Raw genomic sequence first — 12,621 nt, 5'->3', positions numbered from 1 at the left:
ATGCTTAGCAAAGCTAATCGATACACATTTATATTACTTACAGGCATTATCTGCCTGGCAAATATTTCGTCTTCTGCTCAAAAGAAATCGAAAGTACTGATCAAAAATTCGGACGAAGTACAGTTTGTGAGAAACTCAGATCCTGTACTCAATAAATTTTTAGGCAATGTTTTTATTACACATGGCGATATAAAAATGTATTGTGACAGTGCTTATCAATTCGAAAAGCAAAACACTTTAGAGGCTTTTGGCAATGTTCATATTATTAATGCCGACACCGTTCATATATACGGAGACTACCTAAAATATTATGGCAATACAAAATTTGCAGAAATGAGAGATAACGTGAAACTAAAAAACAAATCGGTTACCGTTACCACACAATTTCTTGATTTTGACATGAACGAAAGCGTAGGATACTATTTTAACGGCGGCAAAATTGTTGACGCAGAAAATACTCTTACCAGTGATATTGGAAGGTATTATACAAAACAAGAGCTGCTGTTTTTTAAAGATAATGTTAAAGCTGTAACTACTGATTACACGCTGTATTCAGATACTTTAAAATACAATACAGTTAGCAAGATTGCTTTTATTTTAGGACCAACTAAAATTGTTGGTGAGAAAGAAACCTTATATTCGGAAGATGGTTGGTACAATACAGAATCAAATATCTCTCAGTTCTTTAAAAACACAACTCTTGACAGTAAATCGTATCAAATTAAAGGCGACAGTATTTATTTGGATCGAAACAACGAACTGGCCCGTATCTTTAAAAATGTTGAGTTGCGGGACACGGTGAATAATTTAATATTGAAGGGCAATTATCTTGAAACGTTCAAGAATACAGAGGAGGCTCTTATGACCGATTCTGCAGTCTTTATTCAGATTACTGACAGTGATTCACTGTTTCTTCATTCGGACACTCTGAAAATTGAAAAAGACAGTGCCAAATTTGAACGGATTAAGGCTTTTCATCATGTGAAATTTTACCGTACAGATTTGCAGGGAATTTGCGATTCGTTGGTTTATACCATGCAGGATTCGACCATCAGATTATTCAATGATCCCGTTCTTTGGGCACAACAAAACCAAATGGTAGCTGATACAATTGGTATTGAAACCCAAAATAAAGCAATTCGTTATCTGCATTTTCGAGGATCTTCTTTTTTAACAGCTAAAGAAGACACCACTTTTTTCAATCAGATAAAAGGTAGAAATATGCTCGGACACATTAAAGACAATAAACTTTACAAACTTGATATTAGAGGCAATGGTGAAACCTTATATTATCCTGTTGACAAGGAGGTAATTATGGGAATGAATATTGCCAAGAGCAGCAATATCAGTATTCTCATCGAAAAAAATAAAATTGATAGAATCATCTTTCTTAAAAAACCTGACGGCAATATGTATCCCCTCTTCGAAGTAGAAAAGGAAATGAAATTTCTTAAAGACTTTCAGTGGCTTGAAGAATACCAACCAAAATCAAAGGAAGACATATTTATCTGGAAAGAGTATACGCCAATTCGGAAATTAAATTCAGCCGTAAAAAAACCAATAAAAAAAGGGACTTTATAAAAGTCCCTTTTTTTATATCTTAATATTCATCTTCGTTGAATAGAAAATCTCCTTTGCTTGGATAATCAGGCCAAATATCTTCAATACTTTCGAAAATTTCACCTTCTTCCTCAATTTCCTGCAAGTTTTCAATCACTTCCAATGGCGCTCCGGAACGGATCGCATAATCAATTAATTCATCTTTGGAAGCAGGCCAAGGTGCATCTTCTAATTTAGTGGCTAATTCAAGTGTCCAGTACATATATTTAATATTTTTATTAGGTTCTTTTATTATTCTGCGAATATAATTTTTTTTTTTGAATTTACAAGTCAGGCTTCCATTTAATTTCATCAGCTCCTGCATCATGCAAAACCTTACGCGAAAGCACAAATAAATAGTCCGAAAGACGATTTAAATACTTCAACAATAGTGGATTTATATTTACATCTTTTGATAGTTGATTTGCCCGGCGTTCTGCCCTTCGGCATACCGTTCTTGCAACATGACAAAACCCGTTGGCCAAACTACCTCCCGGCAATACAAAATTATTAAGTTCAGCCAATTCTTCATCCATCCGATCCATCTCTTTTTCCAATAAAAGAATGTCTGCTTCCACAATAGGTAACTTCTCCTTTAAATCAGATTTTTCTTCATCGGTTGCCAGCCTTGAACCAATCATAAACAATTTATTCTGAATCTCTAATAAAATCTCTTTTGATTTAGATTCAATATCATGCGATCGAATCAAACCAATATAAGAGTTTAATTCATCGACGGTACCATAGGCTTCCAATCGCAAGTGATGCTTCGGAACTCGTGTTCCTCCAATCAAACCTGTTGTACCGGAATCTCCTGTTTTTGTATATACTTTAAATTTAGTCATTGTGTGTGTGTTTTAATTAGCTCCAACATTTAGGATCTTTTTATACCCTTCAGCAGAACTACTACAAAGATAAAATTTCATAGAATCTATGCAATAGCTAAAACCTATACTTTCTTACATAATCTTGTTTCTGCATTCCGTCTTTCGAAATCAGAATTCCCAAATGAAATAAATCCAGACTCACGGAAATTTTCTCCAATTTCTTCATCTGTTTCCAAAAGAGGCTAATCGTATCATTTTTATGTGGATTTTGAATAACAATCATGCAATTATCTGCAAGCAAAAGTTCATAATTCAGAATAAAATCAGACAGAATTTCTTTACTGGTATTTTCAGAAAAAACAAGAAAATCATATTTTGGATTTTGCTTCAGAATCTCATTATAGTTAAAACTCTTATAATTCTGAATTCCCATATAGTTCCGAAAAATATCATCCGAATATTCTGGGAAAACACCTCCCCGATCCAGACATGCAACACTATTTCGAGAATCAAGCTTTGCCATATAAGCAATGGTAAATCCTATTCCTCCTCCAAAATAGCCTGATTTTTCAGCATGCCAAAAGTTCATCAGGCGAAACAGCAATCGATCCAATGCTTCAGTCGATTTAATAATTTGAATTTCCTCTTTGTACTTCTTTGCCAAATCCTTACCAATCTCACCATCTTCCAATTTTGATTTTAGCGCATTCACAATAATTTTCCGATAAGGAAATAACTGACCGAATGCATAGTAAGACAATTTTGCCTCAATAACATTAACAATCAGGTGAAAAGTAAAGGGTGAATGAACCCCAAATCCTTTTCGGCGAAAGGCCTTTAAGCGATATAAACGTTTCTTTAATTTGTAGCGGATTCGACCCATAATTACAATAAACTAGAATTGGCGAATTTAATCGTAAATTTGAATTTCTTCAAATTCTTAAGCCAAGATATCATCTGTTGCAGGTATTATCCTGATATTATTAATGATAATATGGCATAAGATTAAGCAATCATTTCTTTAAAATAAAAGTTTTTCAATTTACTTTTGTTTGTACTTTTAGATTTTTAAAGCATTTTCACAAACAGGGTGAAATTTTATCCCTCCATATAAAATAGAATTAGAACCGTAAGAATGTCAGAATTAGCTGGACTCGACATAAAATTTTTAGCAGGCGTTGGCCCCAAAAGGGCTTCCATCCTTAATCAGGAATTATCAATTTACAGTTACGAAGATTTACTGTATCATTTTCCCTACAAATATATCGACAGAACCAAGTTCTACGAAATCAGTGAAATTCATTCTAAATTACCATACATACAGGTAAAAGGTGAGATAACCAGCATTGAAGTAATTGGAGAAAAAAGACAACAAAGACTGGTAGCATATTTTACTGATGGAAAAGGTGTAATGGAATTAGTTTGGTTTAAGGGAATTAAATACATTAAAGCAAGCCTTAAACCCAAGACTGAATATATCGTTTTTGGTAAGCCTTCCGAATTTAACCGGAAAATAAATGTAGTTCATCCTGAACTGGAAGAGAGTGAGGCCAAAAATGGGAAATTGAATGCCTCCCTGCAGGCTTTTTATCTGACTACCGAAAAGATGAAAAGCAGTTTTATCAACTCTAAAGCAATTCACAAACTTCAGGAAAATGCATTACAATCATTAAATGGGAAAATTCCGGAAACACTTCCGGCAAGTTTGACGAGTAAATTAGGATTAATTAATCTTCACGAAGCGCTTACGCAGATTCATTTCCCAAGTAATGCAGAAATACTAAAAAAAGCCACCTACCGATTAAAATTTGAAGAACTGTTTTACATTCAGCTAAACATTCTTAAAATGAAGATGAAGCGCAGGGTGCTTTATCGTGGTCATCAGTTCACTAAAATAGGGGAAAACTTTAACCAATTCTTTCAAAATAATCTTCCTTTCGAACTTACCGATGCTCAAAAAAGAGTTATCAAAGAAATTAGAAAAGACGTTGGTTCGGGAAAACAAATGAACCGTCTTTTGCAGGGTGATGTGGGCAGTGGTAAAACAATGGTTGGACTAATGTGCATGCTTATGGGACTTGACAATGGTTGTCAGTCTTGTTTGATGGCTCCAACGGAAATTTTAGCCACTCAACACATGGAATCAATCAGTGAATTTCTTGAGGGACTTGATATTAAAGTGGCTTTGCTTACCGGATCAACAAAACAGAAAGACCGCAAAATTATTCATGAACAATTACTAAGTGGTGAGCTGCAAATTTTGATTGGCACTCACGCTCTTCTTGAAGACATTGTTCAATTCAATAATCTGGGCTTGGTAATTATTGATGAACAGCATCGGTTTGGTGTTGCGCAACGGGCCCGATTGTGGAAAAAAAATAATATTCCTCCTCATATTTTGGTGATGACTGCTACACCTATTCCCAGAACTCTTGCCATGACTTTATATGGTGATTTGGAAGTTTCGGTTATTGATGAGTTACCGCCGGGAAGAAAACCAATACAAACGGTTCACTACTTCGAGAAAAGAAGAAAACAGGTTTACGATTTCATGAAGAAACAGATTGATTTGGGAAGACAAATTTATTTGGTCTATCCAATGATTAAAGAATCTGAAAAAATGGATTTCAAAAATCTGGAAGAAGGATATGAAAGTGTTTCTCAATATTTCCCTCCCGAAAAATATGGAATAAGTATGGTTCATGGGAAAATGAAACCAGCTGAAAAAGAAGCTGAAATGCAGCGGTTTGCAAAAGGAGAAACTCAAATAATGGTAGCAACAACGGTAATCGAAGTTGGTGTAAACATTCCAAATGCATCAGTAATGATTATTGAAAGTACCGAACGGTTTGGCTTGTCCCAACTTCATCAGTTACGTGGTCGGGTTGGCCGTGGAGCCGAACAATCGTACTGCATACTGATGTCTTCCTACAAAATCTCTAACGAATCGCGAAAGCGGATTGAAACAATGGTTCGAACCAACGATGGTTTTGAAATTGCCGAAGTAGATTTAAAACTTCGTGGTCCGGGAGATATTGAAGGAACTCAGCAAAGCGGAATTTCTTACAACCTAAAGATTGCCAATCTTGGTAAAGATGGACAGTTGCTTCAATACGCAAGAGATGTTGCTCAGGAAATACTGGACAATGATCCCCTACTGGACAAAGAAGAAAATTTCACTCTTGCAAAACAGGTTAAACGATTGAGTAAAACCAAAATAAACTGGAGTGTAATTAGCTAAAAAACAAACATATCGAGATATCAAAACAGCGAAACCCTTTTGGGAATTTCGCTGTTTTTTTATTGTGAGAATATTGCATGTTTTATTACTTGATGCAAGTAATTTGTAGTTTAATTTCAAAAAAAATGATCTTCAATCTAAAACTAAACTATAATCCCATTTTAATTTTTTCTATTAGCTCAATATATTCCGCTTCGGAAAGAGTTGTTTTTTGTGGATTCATTTCAAAAACACCACCAAATCCGTATCCATCTTTGTGTTTTGGAACAATATGCATGTGCAAATGTGATAAAGTATCGGCATAAGCACCATAATTAATTTTTGCAGGTTGAAACGCAGTATCTATTGCCTTTGCAACTTTAGCCACATCATTCATAAATGCATTGCGTTGTTCGTCACTCAACTCATGAAATTCTACACCATGATCCTTGTACACAACATTACAGCGCCCCAAATACGATTGTTCTTTAAACAGGAATAATTTCGATACTTCCAAATCACAGATCTTAATCATTAAACTGTGCAGCAATTCATTGTCTTGGCAATACAAACATTCAGAAAAAGGAGTTGACATAGTAAGCTTATTTTATGTAAATAATTGATTTTTATGTATTTGATATTTATGCTGCTTGCAGGGCAACAAATATATAATAAAGTACAAGATTGACTGGTATTGAAGTACTATTGTTTTGAAAGTTTTTTTAATTATTCCTCTTAAATAACTAAAAATACATTCTTTAAAATTCTCAATTCTATTATCACAAATAAGACAATTTTAAAGAATGTATTTTTAGTTATTTAACAGGAGAACTATAAAAAAACACTAATCACACATACTATCAAAGAATTACCGCATAAATTTAAATTTAGTCAAATTAGCATCAATTAATTCTTTGAATAGAATCCTGCAATCTTTATTTTATTCATAATGAATCTAAATTAACTCGATTGCAAAACAGACTTAAATTACTGATTTTTTTCAGGAATAGCCCAAACTAACTGTATTCAATAGAGATACAAAAAAAATTGCAATCTCTACTTTACAAAAGCAGGGAACTGCCTCTATTTAAACACACTATAAATTGACTTTTGCCAGAATCGAATGTAACCGAAAGTGTTATTTTTGTTGCGTTGTGTTAAACAGCACCCATTCACTACCAAATTGACTAGATGAATGTTACATGAATGAAACTCATTTGCTTTCGCAGGAGTTTTACTTAGAAACAACAATTAATAGGGAAAAGTACATGCAGGATCACAAAAAAATTGATCACGAAGGGACTATCCTTGAAATAGAGGATGGTAAGATTACGGTGGGCATTGTTAATATTTCTGCTTGTGCAGGTTGTCATGCAAAAAGTGCTTGTACCATGTCTGACATGAAAGACAAATCAATTGATGTTATTGATTACAGTAACAAATTTAAAGTTGGAGAAAAGGTTATCCTAAGCTATCGGGAATCTTTAGGATGGTTGGCAATGTTTCTTGCCTATGTGTTGCCGTTTGTATTGGTGATACTTACACTAATCATTGCCACAGCAATTACTAATAATGAATTAATAAGCGGGATTTCGGCATTAGCCATATTACTTCCCTATTATATAGTACTGTCCTTTTATAAAGGTCATTTTAAGAAAACTTTTTCATTTACAATCGAGAAAATCGTAAACATTTAAACTATGAGCATTATAGTTATCACTATTCTGGCTTTGTGTGCTATTGGAGTAACGGCAGCAATTATACTGTTTTTTGTAGCGCAAAAATTCAAAGTGTATGAAGATCCTCGCATCGACGAGGTAGAAGAAGCATTACCAGCCGCAAATTGTGGTGGTTGTGGTTATCCCGGATGCAGAGGTTTTGCCGAAGCATTGGTGAAGGCCGACAACATCGACAACTTTCTTTGCCCTGTGGGTGGAGCTCCTGTAATGTCGCATGTAGGTGCCATTCTTGGACACGAAGTTAAAGCTGCCGAACCAACCGTAGCTGTGCTCCGATGCAACGGAACCTGCGAAAACCGACCTAAAACCAATCAGTACGATGGCGCACCATCTTGTACAATTGCAGCCTCTCTTTACAGCGGTGAAACCGGCTGTCAGTTTGGTTGCTTAGGATTAGGCGAGTGTGTTGATGCATGTAATTTTGATGCAATGTATATGGACAAGGAAACCGGTCTTCCTGTAATTATTGAAGACAAATGTGTTTCTTGTGGTGCCTGCGTAAAAGCTTGTCCTAACCACATTATCGAGCTTCGTAAAAAAGGACCAAAAAGTCGAAGAGTTTTTGTGTCTTGTGTAAATAAAGACAAAGGTGCGATTGCTAAAAAAGCTTGTGACGTTGCCTGTATTGGTTGTGGTAAATGTGTTAAGGAGTGTCCTTTCGATGCAATCACTTTAGAAAACAACCTTGCATACATCGATTACAATAAATGTAAACTTTGCAGAAAGTGTGTAATTGTTTGCCCTACAAATGCAATTCACGAGTTGAATTTTCCGCCTCGTAAAGAAAAGCCAACTGAAAAACCTACTGCAGCAAGCGTAAAACCTGTTGCAGCACCAAAAGCTGAGGTTAAAGCGGAAGAGGCTCCAAAGATAGAGCCAACAGCAAATGACGACACAACTGAGAACAAATAAATAGGAGGATCATCAGTGTTAAAAACATTCTCATTAGGAGGTATTCATCCTGCCGAAAACAAATTATCGGCAAGCAGCGCAATCCAGGTATTGCCAATACCCGAAACAGTAAGTATTCCAATTTCTCAACATATTGGCGCTCCTGCTACTCCGGTCGTTAAAAAAAACGACGAAGTTAAAGTAGGACAATTGATTGCAAAATCATCAGGATTTGTATCCGCAAACATTCACTCTTCGGTTTCAGGAACCGTTTTTAAAGTGGATGATATTATGGATGCAAGTGGTTTCCGCAGAACATCTATTATCATTAAAGTTGATGGTGACGAATGGATGGAAACAATTGATCGAAGCGAAGATTTGGTAAAAGAAATCAGCGCAGGCAAAGAAGAAATTATAAAAAAGATAGCCGAAGCCGGAATTGTTGGTTTGGGTGGAGCAACCTTTCCTGCTCATGTGAAATTGTCGGTTCCTCCGGGAAAAACTGCCGAAGTTCTAATCATCAATGCAGTAGAATGCGAACCTTACCTGACTTCTGACCACAGAGTTATGCTCGAAAAAGGCGATGAAGTATTGGTTGGAACTCAAATTTTAATGAAAGCTTTAGGTGTTGACAGAGCCATTGTTGGAATTGAAAACAATAAACCTGATGCTATAGCTCATTTAACCAAGCTTGCAGGAAACTATAAAGGCATTGAAATTTGCCCACTGAAAACTCAATACCCTCAGGGTGGTGAAAAACAATTGATTTCAGCAACTATTAAACGTGAAATTCCGTCGGGGGCACTACCTATTGAAGTTGGTGCTGTTGTACAAAATGTTGGAACTGCACTAGCTGTTTATGAGGCGGTTCAAAAAAACAAACCTCTTTTCGAGCGTGTTGCAACCATCACAGGTAAATCATTAAAAAATCCTTCGAACTGGAAATTCAGAATTGGAACTCCGGTAAAAGATTTGATTGATGCCGCAGGTGGTTTACCTGAAGATACGGGTAAGATTGTAGGCGGTGGCCCAATGATGGGAAAAGCTTTAACTACTGTTGATGTACCTTTAACCAAAGGCAGCTCTGGATTATTGCTGTTGCCCCGCGAAGAAGCTGTTCGTAAAGAATCTAAACCATGTATTCGTTGCGGTAAATGTGTTTCTGTTTGCCCAATGGGACTTGAACCATTCTTACTAATGGTTTTGGCTGACAAAAAAGCATACGAACGTTTGGAAAGTGATGCCGTTATGGATTGTATTGAGTGTGGATCTTGTAGTTTTACATGCCCGGCAAACCGTCCTTTATTGGATTACATCCGCTTGGGAAAAGGAAAAGTTGGTCAGATTATGAGATCTCGAAAGTAAGTACTTATAGTGTACACAACAACCTACAAGTGCTTCAAATTTCAATAAACCAGTAAATTAATTAATAAATTTAACATATGAACACCAAAGTACTAGTCGCCCCATCTCCACACGTTCATAGTGGAGATTCCATACAAAAGAACATGTATGGAGTGGTATTTGCGATGCTTCCGGCGCTTGTTTTTTCATTCGTTTACTTTGGCATGGGTGCAATCATCGTAACCCTAACCGCCGTAGCATCCTGTTATCTTTTCGAATTTCTAATTTCGAAATACCTGCTTAAAAAAGTTCCCACCATAACTGATGGTTCTGCATTAATTACAGGTATTCTTTTGGCCTTTAACGTTCCGGCCAACCTTCCAATCTGGATTATTCTGATTGGAGCCTTGGTTGCAATTGGTATTGGCAAAATGACCTTTGGCGGATTGGGAAACAATGTTTTCAACCCGGCTTTAGTTGGTCGTGTATTTCTTTTAATCTCGTTTCCGGTACAAATGACAAGCTGGCCAAAACCTTTAGGTTTTGACACTGCTTATTTCGATGCGCAAACAGGAGCAACTCCATTAGCACTTATAAAAGAGGGATTAAAGAAAGGTGAACCATTATCACAATTAATGCATGATGTACCAGGCAATATGGATTTGCTTATGGGTAATATGGGTGGATCTATGGGAGAAGTAGCGGGTATTGCTTTACTTCTTGGTTTGGCTTACATGTTATTTAAAAAGATCATTACCTGGCATATTCCTGTTGCTGTACTTGGAACTGTAGCTGTATTCTCGGGTATTCTTCACATGTCTAATCCTGAAGCCTATGCGGGTCCTTTATTCCATATCTTAACAGGAGGATTACTACTTGGTGCTATTTTTATGGCAACCGACTATGTTACCTCTCCAATGTCGAATAAAGGAATGATTATTTATGGTATTGGTATTGGTTTACTTACTGTTATAATTCGCGTATTCGGAGCTTATCCGGAAGGTGTATCTTTTGCGATTCTTATTATGAATGCATTTGTGCCACTGATTAATGTGTATGTTAAACCAAAGCGTTTCGGCGAAAAAAGGAAATAATCATGGCTGGGAAAAAAGAATCTACATTTACAAATATGGTTTTGGTGTTGTTTGTAATAACACTGATAGCCTCTGCTGCTTTAGGTGCGGTATACGAAATCACCAAAGAACCTATTGCTAAAGCAAAATTGGCAAAAAAACTCAATGCCATTAAAGAAGTTGTTCCTGAATTTAATAACAATCCCAGCGATGAGATGTACAAAGTTGGATTGAACGAAAAGGATACTCTGGAATTTTATCCAGCTAAAAAAGATGGAATATTAGTTGGTACGGCAGTTAAAACTCTAACCACTAAAGGATTTGGAGGTAATGTTTGGATTATGGTTGGTTTTGAACCTGATGGAACTATTCACAATTATTCTATTTTGGAACATACTGAAACACCAGGTTTAGGAACAAAAATGGTAAGTTGGTTTAAACCAACAGAACCATCACGTGAAAAATCCAGTGTTATCAACAAAAACCCTGGCTCTATAAATTTCACGGTAAGCAAAGATGGTGGAGATATTGATGCAATTACTGCAGCAACCATTAGCTCAAGAGCATTTCTGGATGCCATAAAAACTGGTTATGACGAGTACATGAAAAAAAACAATAATAAGGAGGAGATAAGCAATGAGTAACATTCAAAATTTCACCAAAGGACTTATTAAAGAGAATCCCATTTTTGTATTACTGCTTGGAATGTGCCCTACTCTGGGTGTTACTTCCTCGGCAATTAATGGTCTGGGAATGGGTCTGGCTACATCTTTCGTTTTAATCATGTCAAACATGGTTATTTCAATGGTGAGTTCTCAGATTCCTGAAAAAGTAAAAATACCTTCCTTCATCGTAATCATAGCAGCTTTTGTTACGATCATTAGTTTTTTAATGGAAGCATACACTCCTGCCTTACATGCACAATTGGGCGTATTTATTCCCCTTATCGTTGTAAACTGTATTGTATTAGGGCGTGCAGAAGCATTTGCTTCCAAAAACAAAATTTTACCTTCAATATTGGACGGAGCAGGAATGGGCTTAGGCTTTTCAATGGCCTTAACACTTTTGGGATCTGTTCGTGAACTATTGGGAAGTGGAAAAGTTTTTGGTATTTCTATATTTAGTGATAATTATGGTATGCTGATTTTTGTATTAGCTCCTGGTGCTTTTATCGCATTAGGATACCTTATTGCTATTATTAACCGCATTAAAAAAGCCTAAAGAGAAATCATCATGAATTATATTATAATCATTATATCTGCCATATTCGTAAACAACGTTGTTTTGGCTCAATTCCTTGGAATTTGTCCTTTCCTTGGAGTATCGAAGAAAGTATCTACAGCAGTAGGTATGTCAAGTGCTGTTACTTTTGTAATGATTCTGGCTACTATTGTAACTTATCTGCTTCAAAAATTGGTGTTGGATCCTTTTGGTATTGGCTTTATGCAAACCATCACCTTTATCCTGATCATTGCTGCTTTGGTACAATTGGTTGAGATCATTCTCAAAAAGGTTAGTCCTGCATTGTATCAGGCATTGGGAGTATTCCTTCCTTTAATTACAACCAATTGTGCAATTTTGGGTGTTGCTATTTTAACAATTCAGAAAGACTATGATCTGTTAGAAGCAGTTGTTTTCTCAGGATCTACAGCCATTGGTTTCGGTCTTGCTTTAGTAATCTTCGCAGGTCTTCGAGAACATCTCGACCTTGTTGATTTACCAAAAGGAATAAAAGGCACTCCGGCGGCACTAATTGTAGCTGGATTACTGGCGATGGCTTTTATGGGATTTTCCGGTATTGTGTAATTAAAAAACACATCATTATACTTTACAGGCAGCTCAAATGAGCTGCCTTTTTTATTGCATATTATCGCCTCTACATGGGTCAATATCTACCTTTAATCAAATTTATTGTGTAAATCCGTAAT

At 36.1% G+C, this 12,621-nt stretch carries 13 protein-coding genes; 9 read left to right on the top strand and 4 right to left on the bottom strand.

What is annotated here, in order from left to right:
* Entirely contained in the window at positions 1–1,581 is a 1,581-nt protein-coding gene (locus BZG01_RS12335; protein ID WP_101310142.1) for an OstA-like protein, read from the top strand.
* A gap of 19 nt (positions 1,582–1,600) precedes the next feature.
* Here BZG01_RS12335 and BZG01_RS12330 read toward each other — a convergent pair whose 3' ends face one another.
* From BZG01_RS12330 to BZG01_RS12320, 3 genes are all read right to left on the bottom strand, one after another.
* Entirely contained in the window at positions 1,601–1,822 is a 222-nt protein-coding gene (locus BZG01_RS12330) for a DUF2795 domain-containing protein (protein ID WP_054714819.1), read from the bottom strand.
* A gap of 61 nt (positions 1,823–1,883) precedes the next feature.
* Positions 1,884–2,444, bottom strand: a complete 561-nt coding sequence (locus tag BZG01_RS12325; protein WP_101310141.1) for a cob(I)yrinic acid a,c-diamide adenosyltransferase — start codon at positions 2,442–2,444, stop codon at positions 1,884–1,886.
* Between the two features lie 97 nt (positions 2,445–2,541).
* Positions 2,542–3,309, bottom strand: a complete 768-nt coding sequence (locus tag BZG01_RS12320) for a hypothetical protein (RefSeq protein WP_101310140.1) — start codon at positions 3,307–3,309, stop codon at positions 2,542–2,544.
* Between the two features lie 252 nt (positions 3,310–3,561).
* Between BZG01_RS12320 and recG the strand changes: the two genes are divergently transcribed.
* A complete protein-coding gene (gene recG, locus BZG01_RS12315; RefSeq protein WP_101310139.1) occupies positions 3,562–5,667 on the top strand; it encodes an ATP-dependent DNA helicase RecG in 2,106 nt (701 codons plus the stop codon).
* A 148-nt stretch (positions 5,668–5,815) separates the two neighbouring features.
* On the opposite strand, the gene BZG01_RS12310 is transcribed toward recG, so the two are convergent.
* Positions 5,816–6,241 carry an HIT family protein gene (locus BZG01_RS12310; protein WP_101310138.1) on the bottom strand — a complete coding sequence of 142 codons (426 nt, stop codon included), beginning with the start codon at positions 6,239–6,241 and terminating at the stop codon, positions 5,816–5,818.
* 607 nt (positions 6,242–6,848) lie between these two features.
* Here BZG01_RS12310 and BZG01_RS12305 point away from each other — a divergent pair.
* The 7 genes from BZG01_RS12305 (at position 6,849) to rsxA (ending at position 12,499) form a co-directional block, all read left to right on the top strand.
* Positions 6,849–7,343: a SoxR reducing system RseC family protein gene (locus BZG01_RS12305; protein ID WP_101310137.1), complete on the top strand. Its 495-nt coding sequence runs from the start codon at positions 6,849–6,851 to the stop codon at positions 7,341–7,343.
* 3 nt (positions 7,344–7,346) lie between these two features.
* Positions 7,347–8,297, top strand: a complete 951-nt coding sequence (locus BZG01_RS12300; protein WP_101310136.1) for a Fe-S cluster domain-containing protein — start codon at positions 7,347–7,349, stop codon at positions 8,295–8,297.
* Positions 8,298–8,312: 15 nt separating this feature from the next.
* The gene (rsxC, locus tag BZG01_RS12295) at positions 8,313–9,641 is read left to right on the top strand and encodes an electron transport complex subunit RsxC (protein WP_101310135.1); all 1,329 of its coding nucleotides are present in this window, start codon (positions 8,313–8,315) and stop codon (positions 9,639–9,641) included.
* 77 nt (positions 9,642–9,718) lie between these two features.
* Positions 9,719–10,714: an RnfABCDGE type electron transport complex subunit D gene (locus tag BZG01_RS12290; protein WP_101310134.1), complete on the top strand. Its 996-nt coding sequence runs from the start codon at positions 9,719–9,721 to the stop codon at positions 10,712–10,714.
* Positions 10,715–10,716: 2 nt separating this feature from the next.
* Complete coding sequence (locus BZG01_RS12285) at positions 10,717–11,337, top strand: RnfABCDGE type electron transport complex subunit G (RefSeq protein WP_101310133.1); 621 nt, start codon at positions 10,717–10,719, stop codon at positions 11,335–11,337.
* Positions 11,330–11,914: an RnfABCDGE type electron transport complex subunit E gene (locus BZG01_RS12280; RefSeq protein WP_101310132.1), complete on the top strand. Its 585-nt coding sequence runs from the start codon at positions 11,330–11,332 to the stop codon at positions 11,912–11,914. The genes BZG01_RS12285 and BZG01_RS12280 overlap by 8 nt, the downstream gene beginning before the upstream one ends.
* Before the next feature lie 12 nt (positions 11,915–11,926).
* Positions 11,927–12,499 carry an electron transport complex subunit RsxA gene (gene rsxA, locus BZG01_RS12275; RefSeq protein ID WP_101310131.1) on the top strand — a complete coding sequence of 191 codons (573 nt, stop codon included), beginning with the start codon at positions 11,927–11,929 and terminating at the stop codon, positions 12,497–12,499.
* Positions 12,500–12,621: the final 122 nt, after the last annotated feature.

The sequence above is a fragment of the Labilibaculum manganireducens genome, assembly GCF_002843385.1.
Taxonomy (GTDB): domain Bacteria; phylum Bacteroidota; class Bacteroidia; order Bacteroidales; family Marinifilaceae; genus Labilibaculum; species Labilibaculum manganireducens.
This window is presented reverse-complemented; position numbering and strand designations above follow the sequence as displayed.